Annotated in this window: 13 protein-coding genes and 3 tRNA genes; 15 read left to right on the top strand and 1 reads right to left on the bottom strand. The window is 66.1% G+C overall.

The genetic code is table 11. From position 1 onward, the window contains the following. The first annotated feature begins 31 nt into the window (after nucleotides 1-31). From C8263_RS13455 to rsr, 7 genes are all read left to right on the top strand, one after another. On the top strand, nucleotides 32-1,591 hold the full coding sequence (locus C8263_RS13455) for a DAK2 domain-containing protein (protein WP_107138708.1): 1,560 nt from the start codon (nucleotides 32-34) through the stop codon (nucleotides 1,589-1,591). Between the two features lie 203 nt (nucleotides 1,592-1,794). Continuing rightward, a tRNA-Glu gene (locus C8263_RS13460) sits at nucleotides 1,795-1,869 on the top strand. Between the two features lie 324 nt (nucleotides 1,870-2,193). Continuing rightward, nucleotides 2,194-2,271 (top strand) — tRNA-Leu (locus tag C8263_RS13465). Between the two features lie 279 nt (nucleotides 2,272-2,550). Then, nucleotides 2,551-3,924 carry an IS66 family transposase gene (gene tnpC, locus C8263_RS13470; RefSeq protein WP_107138647.1) on the top strand — a complete coding sequence of 458 codons (1,374 nt, stop codon included), beginning with the start codon at nucleotides 2,551-2,553 and terminating at the stop codon, nucleotides 3,922-3,924. Between the two features lie 452 nt (nucleotides 3,925-4,376). Further along, nucleotides 4,377-4,829, top strand: coding sequence for a hypothetical protein (locus tag C8263_RS18965; protein ID WP_146160688.1), 453 nt, complete (start codon nucleotides 4,377-4,379; stop codon nucleotides 4,827-4,829). Between the two features lie 389 nt (nucleotides 4,830-5,218). Then, nucleotides 5,219-5,293: transfer RNA gene (locus C8263_RS13475), tRNA-Phe, on the top strand. An 80-nt stretch (nucleotides 5,294-5,373) separates the two neighbouring features. Continuing rightward, nucleotides 5,374-6,981: an RNA-binding protein Rsr gene (gene rsr, locus C8263_RS13480; RefSeq protein ID WP_107138648.1), complete on the top strand. Its 1,608-nt coding sequence runs from the start codon at nucleotides 5,374-5,376 to the stop codon at nucleotides 6,979-6,981. 87 nt (nucleotides 6,982-7,068) lie between these two features. On the opposite strand, the gene C8263_RS13485 is transcribed toward rsr, so the two are convergent. Continuing rightward, on the bottom strand, nucleotides 7,069-8,823 hold the full coding sequence (locus C8263_RS13485) for a bifunctional metallophosphatase/5'-nucleotidase (RefSeq protein ID WP_107138649.1): 1,755 nt from the start codon (nucleotides 8,821-8,823) through the stop codon (nucleotides 7,069-7,071). Nucleotides 8,824-8,924: 101 nt separating this feature from the next. Between C8263_RS13485 and murF the strand changes: the two genes are divergently transcribed. From murF to aroC, 8 genes are all read left to right on the top strand, one after another. Further along, on the top strand, nucleotides 8,925-10,229 hold the full coding sequence (gene murF, locus C8263_RS13490; protein ID WP_107138650.1) for a UDP-N-acetylmuramoyl-tripeptide--D-alanyl-D-alanine ligase: 1,305 nt from the start codon (nucleotides 8,925-8,927) through the stop codon (nucleotides 10,227-10,229). A 54-nt stretch (nucleotides 10,230-10,283) separates the two neighbouring features. Further along, nucleotides 10,284-11,024 (top strand): hypothetical protein, encoded by a 741-nt coding sequence (locus tag C8263_RS13495; protein ID WP_107138651.1) that lies wholly within the window; start codon nucleotides 10,284-10,286, stop codon nucleotides 11,022-11,024. Nucleotides 11,025-11,525: 501 nt separating this feature from the next. Beyond that, nucleotides 11,526-12,704: a type IV pilus assembly protein PilM gene (gene pilM / locus C8263_RS13500; protein WP_107138652.1), complete on the top strand. Its 1,179-nt coding sequence runs from the start codon at nucleotides 11,526-11,528 to the stop codon at nucleotides 12,702-12,704. Further along, nucleotides 12,697-13,392 (top strand): fimbrial assembly protein, encoded by a 696-nt coding sequence (locus C8263_RS13505; protein WP_107138653.1) that lies wholly within the window; start codon nucleotides 12,697-12,699, stop codon nucleotides 13,390-13,392. Before pilM ends, C8263_RS13505 begins: the two co-directional genes overlap by 8 nt. Next, the gene (locus tag C8263_RS13510; protein WP_107138654.1) at nucleotides 13,382-14,026 is read left to right on the top strand and encodes a type IV pilus inner membrane component PilO; all 645 of its coding nucleotides are present in this window, start codon (nucleotides 13,382-13,384) and stop codon (nucleotides 14,024-14,026) included. The genes C8263_RS13505 and C8263_RS13510 overlap by 11 nt, the downstream gene beginning before the upstream one ends. Continuing rightward, the gene (locus C8263_RS13515) at nucleotides 14,023-15,327 is read left to right on the top strand and encodes a hypothetical protein (protein WP_107138655.1); all 1,305 of its coding nucleotides are present in this window, start codon (nucleotides 14,023-14,025) and stop codon (nucleotides 15,325-15,327) included. The genes C8263_RS13510 and C8263_RS13515 overlap by 4 nt, the downstream gene beginning before the upstream one ends. A gap of 3 nt (nucleotides 15,328-15,330) precedes the next feature. Continuing rightward, nucleotides 15,331-17,352 (top strand): secretin N-terminal domain-containing protein, encoded by a 2,022-nt coding sequence (locus C8263_RS13520; protein ID WP_107138656.1) that lies wholly within the window; start codon nucleotides 15,331-15,333, stop codon nucleotides 17,350-17,352. 95 nt (nucleotides 17,353-17,447) lie between these two features. Beyond that, on the top strand, nucleotides 17,448-18,596 hold the full coding sequence (aroC, locus tag C8263_RS13525; protein WP_107138657.1) for a chorismate synthase: 1,149 nt from the start codon (nucleotides 17,448-17,450) through the stop codon (nucleotides 18,594-18,596). Nucleotides 18,597-18,735 lie beyond the last annotated feature (139 nt).

Raw genomic sequence — 18,735 nt, forward strand, 5'->3', positions numbered from 1 at the left:
CGCCCACCTGACCCCGGCCGATCTGGCCCGCATGCTGCGCTACGCCACCGACTGGCTGGGCGTGTACCGCGAGCAGGTCAACGCCCTGAACGTGTACCCGGTCCCCGACGGCGACACTGGCACCAACATGCACCTCACGATGCAGTCGGTGCGGCGCGAGCTGGACACCTGCGACGAGAGCAACATGGCGCAGGTGGCGCGCGCCATCAGCTACGGCGCGCTGCTGGGCGCACGCGGCAACAGCGGCGTGATTCTCTCGCAGCTGCTCAAGGGCTTTGCCGAAACCATCAAGGACCAGAAGGCCGTGGACGCTGCCACGCTGGCGCGCGCCTTCCAGGCGGCCCAGAAGACCGGCTACGGCGCGGTGATGAAGCCCGTAGAAGGCACCATTCTGACCGTGGCCCGGGGCGTGGCCGAAGGTGCGAAGGGCGAGAACATCGAGACGGTGCTGGAACAGGCCCTGTTCCGGGGCCAGGAACTGCTGGACCAGACCCCGGAGATGCTGCCGGCGCTGAAACAGGCCGGCGTGATTGACAGTGGCGGTCAGGGCTACCTGTACATCGTGCAGGGCATGCTGGCGCAGCTGCGCGGCGAGGCGTTGCCCCCCGCCCCCGAGATCTCCAGCTACGCCCAGGAACAGTTTGAAAACGAGGAATTCGGGTTCTGCACCGAATTCCTGATGAGCGAGGCCACCAAGCCCATTGAGGAAATCCGCGAACTGGTGAGCCCGTTCGGGGACAGCCTGCTGGTGGTGGGTGCCGAGGGGTATGTCAAGGGCCACATCCACACCAACGAGCCCGACCAGCTGCTGGCCACGGTGGGCCGCTACGGCAAGATGCTGAAAACCAAGGTCGAGGACATGTCCGAGCAGCACACCGAGATCCTGGGCATGGCGGGCTCGGCGGCGCGGGCCGAGGAGGAAATTGCGCCCAGTGGTCTGGTGGCGGTGGCCAGCGGCTACGGCCTGGTCAAGCTGTTCCGCGGTTTTGGCGCGCGGATCGTTTCCGGAGGGCAGACGGCCAACCCCAGTGTGCAGGACATCGTGGACGCGGTGCGCTCGGTCAGCGCCGAGAAGGTCATCATCCTGCCGAACAACAAGAACGTCCTGATGGCTGCTGAAAAAGCGATGGAGCTGATGGAAGGCCGCGCGGTGGTCATTCCCACCCGCACGCTGGGCCAGGGCATGGGCGCCGCGCTGAACTTCAGCCCGGACAGCCCCGCTGAGGACCTTCAGGAAGCCATGACCGAGGCCGCCGGGGCCGTGACCACCCTGGAAGTCACGCGCGCCAGCCGCACCACCAACATCACGGTGAAGGATGGCCGGACCCTGGACATTGCTGAAGGCGACGTGATCGGCCTGAAGGACGACGAGCTGGTGCAAAGTGGTGGCAGCCCCGAAGACAGCGTGCTGGAAATGCTGGGCCGCCACTACGAGGGCCAGGAGATCATCACCGTATTTGGCGGCCCGCAGAAAACCCAGGAGGACCTGGACGCCCTGTCGGCGCGCATCTCGGAGGCCTACAGCGACGCCGAGGTGGAAATCCATATGGGCGGCCCGGACCTGTACGACTATCTGGTGACCCTGGAATAAGCGCAGGGCAACATCTATGGCTGAAGGCCGGAGCAGCCGCGCTCTGGCCTTCGCTCTTTGGCCTAGGCGCAGACTGCGCCGAACGGCGAATGTGACGCACACGCCTCTGCCCCTACACTTCCCCTGTGCCTGCTGACCGGGCCGAAGACGGAGGGTTATCCTTCCAACGATCCCTCCGTTCCTGCCTTGCCCGGCCAGCTTCTGCACCCATCGTCTAGAGGTCAGGACCCCTGATTTTCACTCAGGAAACGCCGGTTCAATTCCGGCTGGGTGTACCACTCTGCAGGGTGGGCCAAAGGCCATGAGTTCTCCCTTTCCAGGACATCCGCTCATGGCTCTGCCTTGTCCACCCTTCACGCAGGCTTCTTCTCATCAGCGAGATGCCCGGCAACCGCCGGGAGATGGCGGTGCAACTAAGGGCAGGTAAGCCTACGTAGATGACGACAAGAAAGGCGAAGGGCCGCCCCTGAGCCTGAGGCCACCCCTTCCGACCAGCCTGCTCCACGGGACTTTATGTCCCTTTTGCACCCCCTTGCCCAGTCTGTGGGCCGAAGCACAGGGGTTATCTTCCCGACCGCTCTGGCCCCCCCGAGGTCTCCTATGCTCCGGTATCCCAATTTGGTAGAGGAACACGGCTCAGAACCGTGCCAGTGTCGGTTCAAATCCGACTCGGAGTACCAGCCCTTTACACGACAAAGCGTGGTGGATGTTGCCGCTCCCCACCGTCTCAGACCAAGGGTGCCCCGCAAGGCAATGCATTTTTTCCCTCCAGGCCAATAAGTTCAACTTCACTCCATCCAATACGCAGCGGGTAGCTCAGCCGGTAGAGCAATTGACTGCCTGAAAGGGCAGTTTCCCTTCACGCCCATTTGCCCACCTCTGGGCCGACAGTGAAGGGTTACTTGTTCGTGACTACTCACCAGGGGGCCTGGACTTGGCTGAGCAGGTAGAGTAGAAGCATCTCCGAGGACGCCTGCCCAAATTGCAAAAAGTTGGAAGCTCAGCTGGCCAACGTGCTCGCTGAACTTCAAGACATCAAGGCGCGTCTCGGCCTGAACAGCACGACCTCGCACCAACCTCCGAGCCAGGACAAGCCTTGGACGCCGAAGAGTGAGCGCCAGAAGACCGGCCGGTCTTCTGGCGCTCAACCAGGTCACAAGGGGAAGACGCTGAAGATGGTCGAGCACCCTGACGAGGTCGTCACGCTTCCTGTCACTGGGCACTGTGGGTGTGGGCAGGCCTGGGACACCGTGACGGTCAGCGATGAACTGGCGCGGCAGGTTCTGGACTTGCCAGAGATCCGACTGCATGCCGTGGAGTATCGCGCCCAAGTCAAGATCTGCCCAACCTGTCACCGCCGAGAACAGGCCGCTTTTCCAGCGCACGTTCCTGGGCAGGTGCAGTACGGTCCCCAAATCCACGGCTTGGCAGTCTTTCTGAACACTGTGCACTTCGTTCCCTTGAAACGCACCGCGCACATTCTGCAGGCCATCTGCGGGGCAAGTCTCAGTGACGGGACGATTGCTCTCAGCCTGAATGTGGCCGCTGAGCGTCTGGCTGCTTTTGAGACGGAGCTCAAAACTGCACTCCTCAAGGAGCCTGTCCTGCACGCGGACGAGACCGGTAGCAAGGTGAATGGGACGTTGGCTTGGATGCATGTGGTGAGCTGCAGGCAACTCACGCTGTACGGGCATCATGAGCAACGAGGGTACGCCGCCCTGAAGGACATGGACGTCCTTCCCCGCTTTCAGGGCACCTTGATGCATGACGCCTGGAACAGCTACTTCCAACTTTCTGCACAGCACGCCTTGTGCAACGCCCATCTCCTGAGGGAATGGCGAAACCTCGACGAGGTGCATGGACAGACCTGGGCTGGAGAACTCCGCAGTGCCATGCAACTCGTCTACCACGAGAATAAGGCAGGCACCCTGACCGCGGAGGGAAGAGCGGCGTTCCTGGGAACATTCGACGCATTGGTACAAGCTGGGTTGGATGCCAACCCAGCAGCGGAACCCATTGCTGGGCAGCGAGGTCGGGCGAAGCAGACTCGGGGACGAAACTTGGCGCTGCGGTGCCAGCGGCACCGTGATAAGGTCCTGCGGTTCCTCCATGACAAACAAGTGCCGTTTGACAACAATCAGGCGGAGCGGGACATTCGGATGGCCTGCGTGAAGCGCAAAGTCTCTGGCGGTTTTCGTTCGGCGGAGGGTGGTATGAGTTTCTGCCGCATTCGAAGCTATACTTCGACGCTTCACAAGCAGGGGATGAACATATGGCAGGGCCTCGTCAGCATTTTCCGCAATGACGTCCTTATGCCTAACTTCTCTCATTGAGTGGGTACTTATGGCGAAAGTTGACCTTACTCTTCCTGAGCAGTAGGTTATTGGTGACGTCCTTCAGGCGTTTGCATCTGGCCACTTTGTATCCGCCGACCTGATGCCTACTTTATTAGGCTATAGCTTGCAAGAGATCCAAGCGCTCTCTTATATGTGGGGAACAGTCCACTGGTCAGAACTCCATGATGAGCAACTTTGGTTGGTGGGTGCAGTGTTTTCTACACTGTGTGCTTACCCTCATGATAATTGGGGCCTGTGGTATCGATATGTTCACGTCTCCCCACAGCGCGCTGAACGCATTTTCGATAAATGGATTTACTTAACGGAATCAGAAGCGGCATACTGAGAATGCTTTCGTAAATAGTTCGTACGAGATGCCCAATAATACTGATTAGTCGCCTCATATCTAACTTCTAGTGTTGAGTATTTGCCGTGCGATATACAGTTCCATGAACAAACACCTGTCAATTCAAGAATTAGTCACACATTTTATCCGAGAAAAGAGCCTCTTTTCTGCGGATATCGAGGGATGTAATAAAGATGAAATTAGAGATATTTGTGAATCTCAAGATTTTTTTGATTTGCCTGTTGATTACGTCTATTTTTTAACTATTTGCGGTAAGAGATTAGGGGATTATAACGATGAACTTGAACTAAATTATAATATTCTCGCAAATTACAAAACTTTCTTCCTCAGGATCGTGAGTGAGGATTGGCCGGATGCCGAGCTTCCGGAAAAGTTTTTTGTTTTCTCTGATCATCTTGGCTACGCTTTTTCCTGCTTTGTTGGTGCTGAATCAGGAGTTACGGTCAGAAGCTATGTGATCGGGGATTACGTTGTAGTTAATGAATTTGAAAGTTTTACTCATTGGCTTTCAATCTATATGGCGGGTTTAAGGTAACAGCCATGATCTTTCGTGCTGAGTGGTTACACTTGTTCATCAATGGGTCGCGGGTTCGACTCCCGCCCCGCTGCACCCCTTCTTTGCAACATCACCGTGGGGACGGTGGTGGAACTGGTAGACACGAATGTTGCTTCCCCCGGGAGGCTTTGCCTTTGCGCCCCCTTGCCTGCCCTGCGGGCCGACGGCGAAGGCTTATTGGGAACATTTGTCGCAAGACCTGCGGGCTGGGGTCCCGCCCGTCCCCCACCCCTTTTCACGGAACGGCAGCTCAGCGATCAGAGCACTTTGCCAGCGCCGCACCTTGCCCGTAGAGCCGATGGCACCTGGCTTATGGACCGCGAACCTTGGAGGTCGTGGGTTCGACTCCCACACGTTCCACCCCATATGAACTGGTAGCTCAGAGGGCAGAGCGGCTGGCTGAATCCCAGCAGACGCAGGTTCGAGTCCTGCCCCGTTCACCACCCAGGCGCGCGGCGCCGGGTCGCTGCTGGCGCATGTCCAGCACCATCTCCCCCGCCCCCACAGAGGAGGGCCGATTCCCATGAAGAACCTACTGAACGCGCTGACCCCTGCCCGCCGTCCCCAGACCGAACAACTCGACCCACGCCAGGTAAACAACAACGCCGGCGGGTTTGTCTACGGCCTGAGTGACGAGGCCCGGCTGACGCGCTTTCTGATTCTGGGAACAGAGGGCGGCACGTTCTACGCGGCCGAGCGCGCACACACCACGCAGGCCACCGAATTCGTGAAGACCTTCGTGCAACTGGACGCCGCCACCGCCCTGCGCGTGACGCTGGAGGTGGTGCGCGCGGGCCGGGCACCCAGGGCTGACCCCGCGCTCCTGGTGCTGGCCCTGGTGGCCAAGACCGCGCCGAACGCCGCCGACCGTCAGGCCGCCTGGGCCGCGCTGCCCGAGGTGGCGCGCACCGGCACCATGCTGCTGCACTTTCTGGCGTTTGCCGATGCCCTGGGCGGCTGGGGCCGTCTGACCCGCCGGGGCGTGGCCAACGTGTACGAGACCGCCGATGTGTCCAAGCTGGCCCTGTGGGCGGTGAAGTACAAGAGCCGTGACGGCTGGAGCCAGCGTGACGCCCTGCGCAAGAGCCACCCCAAGACGGTGGACACCGAGCGCAACGCCGTGCTGAAGTTCATGGTGAGCGGCGCGCTGCCCGAGTTGGGCGCCGATGTGGAGGCCCCGGCCCTGCGCGTGATTGAAGGGCACCTGCTGGCCGCCAGCGCGGGCACGGACCAGGACGCAGCCACGCTGATGCGGGGGTACGGTCTACCCATCGAGGCAGTGCCCACGCACCTGCGCGGCGCCGAGGTCTACCGCGCCGCCATGCACACCAACGGCCTGACGTGGCTGCTGCGCAACCTGGGGAATCTGGGCCGCGTGGGCGTGCTGACGGTGAACGACCGTGACACCGTACAGGCGGTGGTGGAGCGCCTGACCAACCCGGACGCCCTGCGGCGCGGGCACATTCACCCGCTGGATGTCCTGAAGGCCCGCCTGGTCTACGCCCAGGGGCGCGGAGTGAAGGGCAAGGGCGAGTGGCTGCCGGTGCCGGCAGTGGTGGACGCGCTGGAAGACGCCTTCCACCTCGCCTTCGGAAACGTGCAGGCGGCGGGTACGCGGCACCTGCTGGCGCTGGACGTCTCGGGCTCCATGACCTGTGGACAGGTGGCGGGCGTGCCCGGCCTCAGCCCCAACATGGCCGCCGCCGCCATGAGCCTGGTGGCCCTGCGCACCGAGGCCAGCGCGCTGACGATGGGCTTTGCCGGGCAGTTCCGGCCCCTGAACATCACAGCGCGTGACACCCTGGAAGCGGCCATGCGCAAGGCCCAGAGCGCCAGCTTTGGCGCGACCGACTGCGCCCAGCCGATGCTGTGGGCCCTGAAGGAACGCGTGAAGGTGGACACCTTCGTGGTGTACACCGACAACGAAACCTGGGCCGGACAGGTTCACCCCACGGTGGCCCTGGACCGCTACCGCCAGAAGATGGGCATTGGCGCGCGCCTGATCGTGGTGGGCCTGACCGCCAGCGGGTTCACGATTGCCGATCCAGGGCGGGCCGACATGCTGGACGTGGTGGGCTTCGACTCGGCGGCGCCGGGCGTGATGGCAGACTTTGCGCGGGGCACGCTGTAAGCGGGCCGGTGGCAGATGGCCCAGCGCACAAAGCAGATGGCAGAGGCCCCTGCGAGCCTCTGCCATCTGCTTTGTGCCTACTGCCGCTTAGGGCAGAACGACGATGCGGCCCTTGACGGTGTTGGTCAGGCTGGGGCCCTTGGCCTTCAGGTAGTTGCTCAGCACGTCGGTGTCGGCGAGGCCCGGCAGCTGCACCACGTCGGTGGCGCTCTTGAACGCAGCAAAGTTGTCGCCGCCGCCCGCCAGGAAGTTGTTGGTGACGACGCGGTACTTGGCCGTGGCGCTGATGGGCGTGCCGTTCAACGTGATGTCGGCAATGTTGATCTTGCTGCCAGCCGGGGCGCTCTGGCTGTACTTGTAGCTGAAGCCCTCGGAGACCTGCAGCAGCTTCACGGCGGTGGCGTTGGCACCCGAGAACTGCTGCTCCAGCACCTCGTCAATCTGCTGGCCGGTCAGGCTCAGAACGGTGGTGGTGTTGCCAAAGGGATGCACGGCGAACACGTCACCGAAGTTCACAGCGTTGCCCGGCTTGATCTTGGTGCTGTCGGGCAGATCCGAGCGGATGCCGCCGGGGTTCATCAGGCCGATCTGGGCGCCCTGGGGCTTGCCGGCGTCCAGCAGCGCGTCGGCCACCACGTCGCCCAGCGCACTTTCGATGGTGCGGTCCTGCGCGCCAGCGGCCGTGTAGCCGCGCCGGATCTGCGGCGAGCCCAGACGGGCAATCTCCACACTGCTGATGGCCTCGACCCGGGCCTTGGCGGTGGTCACCAGCTGGGTCATGCCGAAGTCCAGCTGCCCGGCCTTGGCGCGGGCGTCGTAATCCACGACGAGGTTGGCGGCCTTTACCGTCATGACCTTGTGGTTGGCCTTGTCCACGGTCAGGTCCAGGCGCTGCAACAGGTGGCCGTACTGCTCGCCCTGAATCACGATGCGGTCCTTGCCGGTGGGATCGGGCACGAGGCAGTTGTAGCCCTTGTGGCTGTGACCCGTGATAATCGCGCTGACTGCCGGGTCCACCGCCGTGGCAATCTTGTAGATGGGGCTGTCGGTTTTCAGGCTCTTGCAACCCACGGTGGCGTAGTTGTCGGTGCTGCCAGCGGCGATTTCCCCGCCCTCATGAATCAGCATGATGATCGCGTCGGGGTTCTGGGCCTTGATCTCGGGCAGCACCCGGTTCACGGCCGCTGCGGGGTCACTGAAGGTCAGGTCCTTGACGCCCTCGGGCGACACGATGCCGGGGGTTTCGGCGGTCACGGCGCCCACGAAGGCAATGCGGGCGCCGCCCACCTGCTCAATCACGTAGGACTTGAAGGGACTGCCGGTCTTGCCGGAAGCGGCGTTGTAGGCCACGTTCGCGGCAATCCACTGGAAGCTCGCGCCCCGGTAGTTCGGGTCGAACTTGCAGGCTTTGGCGGTGTCGTTGCTGGCGCAGCCGCCGTTTTGCATGCGCAGCAGCTCGGCCAGGCCCTGGTCGAACTCGTGGTTGCCCAGTGCGCTCACCCGCATGCCCATGGCGTTCAGGGCGTACACGGCCGGCTCGTCGCGCAGCAGGCCCGAGGAAATGGGGCTGGCGCCGATCAGGTCGCCGCCCCCCACAAAGATGGTGTTGGGGTTGGCCTTGCGTGCGTCGCTCAGTTCAGCGGCAATGGCTTCCACGCCGCCGGCCCGGATGTCGGCGGTGGCTCCAGCAGGCCGGAACCCACTGGGTTCCAGGTAGCCGTGAAAGTCGTTCAGGCCCAGAACGGTCACGTTCACGGGATCAGCAGGAAGCGTCGTGTTGGGGGGCGTGCAGGCGCTCAGGCCCAGGGCCACCGTCAGCAGCAGCAGGGGGGTTTTTTTCATAAGAACGTTCGCATTCTACTCATCTGCTCTCATGGCTATGTGAGCTTGTTGGCACTTCGCTGTGCCCACCTGCCGGGGGGGCTCTCTGGTAGCCTCGCGCCATGCTCGACCCCCGCGCCGCGCCGCTGTCCGCCGCCCTCCACCCACAGGCCCGCCCGGCCCGGCGCCTGACCTGGGACTCGCGCGAGGCAGGCCCCGACACCGCCTTTGTGGCCCTGCCCGGTGAACGCATGCACGGCAACGCCTTCGTGGAAGCAGCCCTGGCCGCCGGGGCACCCTTCGTTCTGACCGACCTGGACGTGCCGCGCGCCCTGCGGGTACCGGACGCCCGGGCGGCGCTGTTTGCCTGGGCCCGCGCCGAGCGCACCCGCGCCCCGCTGGTCGTGGGCATCACCGGCAGCGCCGGCAAGACCACCGCCAAAAGTTACGCCGCCGCCGCCCTGCAGGCCCTGTACATGCCGGTGTACAACACCCTGCCCGCCATCGCGTGCTTTCTGATTGAGCAGGGCGGCGCCCAGCAGCCGCTGGTGGTGGAAATGGGCATTGACCGCCCCGGTGAGATGGCCGAACTGGTCGACCTCGTGCGGCCCGACGTGGGGGTGGTGACCTCGATTGGGCCCGCGCACCTGGAGCAGCTGGGCAGCATCGAGAACATCGCCCGGGAAAAGGGCGGCATTCTGCAGGGCACGCGCGCGCTGGTGGGCGCGCAGGCGAGCGCCTATTACCCCGGCGTGGACAGCTACGGCTTTGGCGACGTGACCTTTGCCGGTCAGAGCCTGCGCGTGACCCCGGAAGGCTCGCGCTTCTCCTTTGCGGGGGTGCCGGTCTTCCTGCCGCACGCCGCCCAGGTACAGGCCGAGGCCGCCGTGCTGGGACTGGTGCTGGCCCGGGAGGCGGGCGTGCCTCTGCCGGACGCCGCCGCCCGCCTGCGCGCCGTGCAGGTGCCCGGCGGACGCTACCGGGTTCACCCCGGAGCCGTGACCGTGATTGACGACGCCTACAACGCCTCTCCCGTGGCGGTCCGCGCCGCGCTGGACGCGCTGGGCGCCCTGCCCGGCCGCAGGATCAGCGTGCTGGGCCGCATGCTGGAACTGGGACCCACCGAGCGCGATCTGCACGCCGAGGTGGGCGCCCACGCCCGGACACGCGCCGACGTGACCTATGGTGTGGGCGCCTTCGCTGCCGAACTGGGCGAGCGGGCCTACGCCACGGTGCCCGAACTGACCGCCGCCCTGCTGGCGGACCTGCGCGCCGGGGACGTGGTGCTGGTCAAGGCCAGTCGCGGCATTTCCTGGAGCCCCGAGCGCCGGGCGCAGGAGGGCGTGGGGCTGGACACCGTGGTGCAGGCGCTGCTGGCGGCGCGGGCACCGCTGGACGCTCAGGTGGAGCGGCCGGACGGGACATAGGACTCAACCCGAATCTTCACGCCCCTCAGGGTCTGGCGTGCCCAGAATGCAGGCATGCGTTTCCTGCTGCCTCTGGCTCTGCTGCTCACGGCCTGCACGCCGGCCGTCCTGTCTGGGCCCATGTCCTCTGGGCCGGCCGACTGGCCGTTCCGGGCCGCCTTCAGTGAGCTGGGCGTGGCCTGGGTGTCTGGGGGGCGGGCCTGCGTGGCGCGCGCGCCGTCATTTCAGCCGGTCTGTCCCAGGCTGTCAGGAGCGGTGGATGTGGCGTGGGCCCAGGGCGACGCCTGGGCTGCGCTGCCGGGGCAGGGACTGCTGGTCACCCTGGACCGCGCGCCGCGCACCGTGAACGTGGGCCGCGTGGTTGCCCTGAGCGCCACCCGCGCCTACCGCGAGGATGGCAGCGCCGTGGACTACACCGGCCAGCGGGTGCCCGGGGTACGCGGCGCCCCCCAGGCCGCGCTCACGGGCCCCCAGGGCGAGGACTACGCGCTGCTGCACAGCCGGGTGGTGCGCCCGGGCCAGGAAGGTGGGCAGGGTCCGGCCGCCTTTCTGGCTCCCACCCCCACCGGCGTGGTGGGCGCGGCACACCCCCAGGTGCAGACCCCCACCGGCACCTACCGGCTGACCGGTCAGGCCCTGGTGCGGCTGGACGCCGCCGGGCAGGTGCGCGCGCAGGTGCCCCACAGCGAGGGCCGCCTGGGGCTGGTGGGCACCGAACTGGTCACGGTCAGCCCGGGCGGTCAGCTGCGCCGCTTTGGCCCCGATCTGCAGGAGTGGACGCCAGCGCAGCGGTAAGCGATGAAGGCGCCGGGCTTGCCGGAATCCCCTTCTCCTCTTACTCCATCTAAGGACGTTGCCCCTCACAGTGCGACTGTTCAGGAGAGCACCACAAAGTCTCCACGCCCGGTGCAACGTCCTTTTTTCGATACTCGCTCTGCGGCGCAGCTGTTCCAGCCCGCTCGGTTGATCTCAAGATCAACAGCGAGCGACTGAGCTTCAGCCTCCTGCCCCCGACCATCTGTCCAGTGCGCCCCCGCGTTCAGGTGTTCTGAAGACGGCACTCAGCCGTAACCCACGGCCTGCAGACCAATGCTGCCCGGGGTCTCATTTTGCCCGCCTGGCCGGCAATATTCGATTTTGTACAGATGTAAGTGTTCGGTAAGCGGAATGATGGTCATATGGCCCAAGCCCATGACCCTCACGCCGTTTTCCTGTCGCTCTGCTCGCATGCGCCTCCAGTCCCCTTCCCTCAGTCAGATGAGGGAATGCTAAAATCCTCGTGATCCTGGAGGGAGAATGTCGAGTTTCCTGAACCGCTTACTGAATCCACGGCCAAATGCGCTGGGCGTCGAGATCGGCACCAGCGCCATCAAGGTTGTGGCCCTTCGCCCCGGCTCTCCGCCTTCCCTCCAGCACGCCATCATGGTGCCCACGCCCATTGGCAGCATGCGCGACGGTCTGGTGGTCGAGCCCCAGGCGGTGGCCACCGAGCTGAAAAACCTGCTGGCCGAACACCGCATCACCACCCGGCACGCCGTCACGGCCGTGCCCAACCAGGCGGCCGTCACACGCAACATCATGGTGCCCAAGATGGAGCGCAAGGACTTGCAGGAGGCCATCAAGTGGGAGGCCGAGCGTTATATTCCCTACCCCATTGATGACGTGAGCCTGGACTTTGACCTGCTTGACGACCCGGCCAACGTCCCCGACGACGGCCAGATGGAAGTCGTGATTGCCGCTGCCCCCACCGAGGCGGTGGCCCGGCAGGTAGAGGTGCTGCGGCTGGCAGGGCTGGAACCCACCGTGGTGGACCTCAAGAGCTTCGCCTCGCTGCGCGCCCTGCGCGGCAACCTGCTGGGCGAGCACCTTACCAAGAGCACCCTGACCGGCAGCAACTACACCGAGGCCGGCGAGGTGGCGCTGGTCATGGAAATTGGAGCCAGCAGCTCCGTGATCAACCTCGTGCGCGGCGACCGCGTGCTGATGGCCCGTAACATCAACGTCTCGGCCGACGACTTCACCATGGCGCTGCAAAAGGCCTTCGACCTGGATTTCTCGGCCGCCGAAGAGGTAAAGCTGGGCTACGCCACAGCCACCACCCCCACCGAGGACGAGGAAGACCTGCTGAACTTCGACATGGCCCGCGAGCAGTACTCCCCGGCGCGCGTGTTCGAGGTGATTCGCCCCGTGCTGGGCGACCTGATCACCGAGATTCGCCGCAGCCTGGAGTTCTACCGCGTGCAAAGCGGCGACGTGGTGATTGACCGGACCTTCCTGGCTGGCGGCGGCGCCAAGCTGCGTGGGCTGGCCGCCGCCATCAGCGACGCGCTGGGCTTCCGGGTGGAGGTGGCCAGCCCCTGGCTGACGGTGCAGACCGATCAGGCCAACGTGGACACCGGCTACCTGCAGGCCAACGCGCCGGAATTCACTGTGCCACTGGGCCTGGCGCTGCGGGGGGTGGGCAGCCGTGGTTGAAATCAACCTGCTGCCGCAGCAGTACCGCAAGCAGAGTGAGCCCAACGCCTGGATTCCGGCGGCCATTGGCGTGGCGGTGGTGACCGGGCTGGCCCTGCTGGCCGGCGAGATTGCCACTGGCACCCGCGCGGGCGAGCTGCGCAAACAGCTTGACGCCCTGAACGGCGAGGCCACCGCCCTGGCCCCGGCCAACGCCGAATTCACGCAGCTGACCCAGCAAAAGACGCAGCTGGAGCAGGTGACCAGTGTGGCCCAGCAGCTGCGCTCGGGCAAAACCTACTGGACCAACGACCTCGCGGCCTTCACGGCGCAGCTGCCCAGCGGCGGCGGCGTGGCGCTGCAAAGCATGAGCATCAAGGCGCTGGACGCCAATGCCCTGGGCAGCCTGCAGCAAACCGGCGTGTACACCGGCAAGAACGTGACACGTGAGATTGACCTGACCGGCAACGCCAGCAGCCAGCAGGCGGTGGTGAACTTTCTGCGCACCTTCGAGAACAACCCCAACTTCGGCGTGAATTTCCGCAGCCTGCAAAGCGAGGGCGACACCGGACGCTACACCTTCAACGCCTCGGTGGGCGTCGTGCAGGCGCAGACGGCTCCGGCCCAGACGCCAGCGGTGCCGGGCGAGACCCCCGCCGCACCGGACGCGCCGACCGGCACCACGGAAGGAGACGGCCGTGTCAACTAAACTTGCCCCGCGCAACATCTTTCTGCTGGTGCTGGCCGCCTGCCTGATTGTGGGCGCGCTGTGGTACACCATGCGCTTTCAGGCGCGCCAGGCCGAAATCAGCCAGCTGCAGGGTGAACTGGACACCGTGAACGCCCGCGTGCTGACGCTGCGCGCCAACGCCGCGCGCCTGCCCGCCCTGCGCGAGGAAGTGGCCAAGCTGACCGAGGAGCAGCAGGTGTTTCTGGCGGCCCTGCCCCAGGCCGCCAATTACAACGCTGTGCTGGACGAGGTGCGTCTGAACGCCAGCGCCGCCGGGGCCACCCTGAGCGGCTTTACGGTGCAAAGCGGCAACGCCACCAGCCTGCCAGCGGGCGTGCGGCCCATTAACCTCAGCCTGAGTGCCAGCGGGCGCTTTGGCGAGCTGTTCACGCTGCTGCGCTCGCTGGAAACCATGAACCGTTTCAGCACGGTGACCAACGTCAACCTGCAGCTGCCCGCCGCCACCAGTCTGGACCCCCGCCTGGAAAGCACCATGGGCCTGACCGTTTACACCTTTGACCCAACCCAGGCGGCGACCAGCCCCACCGGCACGCCTGAAGCGCCCAACGCTGCCCCCGCAGCGCCCAGCGCGCCCGCAGGAGGCACACAGTGACACGCGCGCCCGTCAAGCTCTCCCGCGAGATGAAGGTGCTGCTGGGCCTGCTGCTGCTCGTGGCGGCCATTGGCCTGTGGTACATCCTCACCAGCCAGCGTTCGGCGGGTGACGACCTGACGGCCACCCAGCCGCCGGTGAGCACCGAGCCCGGCACCACCGTGCCGGTCGCCCCGGATCCCGAGGACAACCCCCAGGGCAATCCCGACACCGTGCAGCCCGACGGCACGGTGGACGTGGAAGTCATTCCTCCCTTCCCCACCGGCGGCGCCCCTGACCCGGACGCGGAGCCAACCGACGTGCCCCCAACCCCTGGCGGCATCAACCCGGATACGGCGCTGTCCTCGGTGCCCGGCAACAACCCCTTCCGGCCCCTGGAGGTCAAGGCCACTGAAGGGGCCGCCGGTACCACCACGACCGGGCCCACGCCCGCCCCTGTGGCGGTCAATACCCCAGACCAGTCCGCAGGCCAGCCCACGGGCAGCGTCACTCCCATCACCTCCACGGGCGGCGCCCTGGGCCTGGGCCCGCTGGCCGGCAGTGAAGGCGACAGCAGTGGCAGCAGCAGCGGCCCCATTCCCGTGCCGCAGATTCCCGGTGGCGACGGCGCGCCCAGTGTGGGGGAGGACAGCGGCAGCAGCGGCGCCGGCCCGGTGGTCGTGACCCCGCTGCCCACCACCGACCAGCCTGTGGTGGTGGGTGGCCGCACCCCCAGCAGTGGCGCCAGCGGCGCTGGCGGGAACCCGGCCGGTGGCAACGGCGACGGCAGCGCTGTCTCTGGCGGCACTGCTGGCGCGCCCGGCGCTGGTGGCCCGGCCACCGCGCGGCCCCCCGCGCCCCCCGTGGCCGGCGTGCAGGTGCCCGGCGTAACCCGCCTGCCCTCGGGCGCGGCAAGCACCCCGGGCGCAGGCGGGACCCCTGGCACGGGCGCATCTGGCACGGGCACCCCGGGCGGCAGCGACACCCTGGGCAGTGCCGGCGCTGGCACCCCCGTCACCGCTGCACCCACCCCGGGCACGCCCCAGGTCATTACCGATCTGAGCGCGCCGCCCAGCACCAGCACCCCGGCGGCCACCAGCAACCCGCTGGACAGCTTCGTGCAGACGCAGCAACTGGCCTTTAACGCGGTGGTGCTGGGCCCGGTGAACACCGCCATCTTCCGCAGTAAGGACGGCTTCGTGGTCGTCTCGGTGGGGCAGACCCTGCCCGACACGCAGGTGACGGTCAAGGAAGTCACCGCCACGAGCGCCACGCTGAGCCTGGGCAACAACACGACCACACTCGAACTGGAAAAAAGGTGAGCCATGACTAACCGCTTCGCATCCCTCCTGCTGACCGCCGCACTGGGCATGGCCGCCGCGCAGACCGCTGGCCCGGCGGCGCCCGCCACGCCCGCCATCGCTGACCCCTCGCTGACCGGGGCCAACGTGACCATCGAGATTGGCCGCTACGGTGGGCCGCTGTCCAGCCTGCTGGCCGCGCTGGCCAAGTCGGCCGGCTACGGCCTGATTCTGGACACGAACGTGGACGCCCTGCCGGGTGCCAGCGGCACGGCCACCCCCGACGCAGCCGCTACCCCCACGGGAACCACGCCGGCCACCGGTACAGCTGCGGGCAGCGCCACCGCGCGCCCCATCGTGTACTCCTTCCAGAACAAGCCCTTTAACGAGGTCTGGCCGCTGCTCATGGATGTGTACGGCCTGAGCTACGACGTGCTTCAACTGGGCGGTCAGCCGGTGCTGCGCGTGAGCAACACGCCGATTCAGCGCACGGTCACCCTGCGCAACGCCGACGCGACGCAGGCCGCGCAGCAGGTCAAGCTGTTTTTCGGCACGCCCACCTACAGCGAAACCCCGCAGCGTGACGCTCAGGGCAACACGGTGAGCGTCACCCGCACCCTGGTGGACGTGAAGCTGGACTCCCCCACCCTGCGAATTGTGCCGGACGTGCGCAGCAACGCCGTGATCGTGCGCGGGACCAACAAGGAAGTGGCCGAGGTCACGCGCCTGCTGGGGCAGCTGGACACCAGCAGCACCACCCCCACGGCTGGCACCACCACCCCCTCGGCCGAGGCACAGACGGTGCAGCGTGTCTATGCGGTGCGCGGCGCCCAGGCCGACATTACGGGGCTGCTCTCGGCGCAGTATCCGGGCCTGAAGGTGACCCCTGTAGGGCAGACCGGGCAACTGGTCATCACCGGGCCCCAGAACCAGCTGGACGCCGCGCTGACCCTGCTGGGGCAGGTGGACCGCCCGGCACCCGCCGTGACCAATGCCCAGATCACGCAGCGCGTGTTCCAGCTGGTCAACGCCAGCGCCGAGGAAGTGAAAGCCACCCTGGAAGGCACCCTGGCGCGCGACGTGAGCAGCACCGCTGCTCCAACCCCAGGCACCGGCACCAGCGCCACCTCGGTCAGTACCTCTGTGACCACGGGCCTGCCTACTGGCACAGCGGCTGCCCCGGCCACCACGCCAGCCACGGCCCAGGCCAATGCGGTCACCATCATTGCTGACAAGCGCACAAACACCCTGATCGTGCGCGGCACCCCGGAACAGGTCACGCAGGTGGCCGAACTGATTCCGCAGCTCGACCAGCGCGTGCCGCAAATCAACGTGCAGGTGCGCATTCAGGAGATCACCGAGCGCGCCGCACGCAGCCTTGGCGTGAACCTGCGTGCAGGCTTTGGTGGCTTCACGGTGTCCACCAGCGGCGGCACCGGCCTGGCAGCCTCGTTTGACCCCACCCAGAGCCTGATTGGCTTTAACCTGGGCGCCACCCTGAACACCCTGCAAAACCAGGGCCTGAGCAAGAGCGTCTACGACGGCAGCATCACCATGCAGAGCGGCCAGCGCTCGCTGGGGGCCTCGGGCGACACGCAAAACGCGTCGAGCACCGCCGCCGCCACCATCAAGAGCGGCGGGCGCCTGGAAGTCAACATTCCCTCGGCGGCGGCCAACGTGCAGGCCATTCAGAAGCAGATTGACTACGGCGTGAACCTGGATTTCTACAGCCCCCAGGTGGCACCGGACGGCACCATCACCCTGCGGGTGCGTGGGCAGGTCAACGCCCTGCAAACGGCCATCAACGCCAGCACCCTGCCCAACATCCTGCAGTTCACCAACAGCGAGGCCCAGACCACGCTGAACTTCAAGAACGGCGAAACGCTGCTGCTCAGCGGCCTGCTGGCCACCAAGGAATCCACCACCAACTCGGGCGTGCCCTTCCTGTCCAGCATTCCGGTGGTGGGCGCCCTGTTCGGCAACCAGAGCACCACGCGCGAACAGACGCAGCTGCTCGTGGTCATTACCGGCAACATCGTCCGCTGACCGTTTCCCTGCCCGGCGCGCCCCCTGTCAGCGGGGGCGCGTTTGTTTGTGCAGGGGTGGGGGCGGGCCGCGCCCCAGGCGCTACAGTCGCCCCCATGAGGTACCTGACCGCCGGGGAATCGCACGGACCGCAGCTGACGGCCATCATTGAGGGGCTGCCTGCGCAGTTGCCGCTGGGCAAGGGCGACATTGACCCCTGGCTGAAAAAGCGCCAGGGCGGCTACGGGCGGGGCCGCCGCATGGTCATCGAAACTGACGAGGCCGACATTCTCAGCGGCGTGCGCGCCGGGCGCACCACCGGGGCCCCGGTCACGCTGGCGATTGCCAACAGGGACCACCGCAACTGGGTGGAGATCATGTCGCCCGAGCCCGGCGGCGAGCCACGCAAAAAGGCCCTGACGGACGCCCGCCCCGGCCACGCCGACCTGACCGGCGGCATCAAGTACCGCCACAAGGACCTGCGCGACGTGCTGGAACGCGCCAGCGCGCGCGAAACGGCGGCCCGGGTGGCCGTGGGCAGCGTGGCCCTGAAACTGCTCTCGGAACTGGGCGTGGAGGGCGCGAACTATGTGTCCAGCTTGGCGGGCATTGACACGGGGGTGCCGTTCGCCTGGAGCGCGCTGGACGCCATTGAGGACAGTGACCTGCGTACCCCCGACCCCGACGCCGCCGCCCAGATGCGCGAGCGCATTGACCAGGCCAAAAAGGACGGCGACACCCTGGGCGGCATTCTGGAGGTGCGCTTCCGGGGTCTGCCGGTGGGCCTGGGCAGCTACGTGCACGCCGACCGCAAGCTGGACGGCCGCATTGCCGCCGCCTGCCTGAGCGTGCAGGCCATGAAGGGGGTGGAGATTGGCCGCGCCTTCGAGAATGCCCGGAAACCCGGCAGCGGCGTGCATGATCCCGTGTTCTACCGTGGGGGCACCTACGCCCGCGACACGAACGGCGCCGGGGGACTGGAAGCGGGCATGACGAACGGCGAGGAGCTGATCGTGCGTGTGGCCATGAAACCCATTGCCACCCTGATGAAGCCGCTGCCCACCGTGAACGTGGTCACCCATGAGGCCAGCGACGCCGCCCGTGAGCGCAGCGATACCACGGCGGTGCCCGCCGCCGGCGTGATTCTGCAGTGCGCCGTCGGCTGGGTGCTGGCCGAGGCCATGCTGGAAAAATTCGGTGGCGACACCCTCCCCGAGCTGCAGGAGCGGGTGGCCCAGGCGCGCGCCTACGCCCAGCACTACTGAAGGCCCTGTGCTCAGCGACGCTGCGGGTGAACCCCTGGCCAGCCTGCAGGCCCGGCTGGAACAGGCCCTGGCCGACGAGCTGCGCGGACCCGGCCCGGCGCCAGAGGGTGCGCCCGTCACGCCGCCTGCGGAGGACTGC

Origin of the sequence: Deinococcus arcticus, assembly GCF_003028415.1 — a bacterium.
GTDB lineage: Bacteria > Deinococcota > Deinococci > Deinococcales > Deinococcaceae > Deinococcus > Deinococcus arcticus.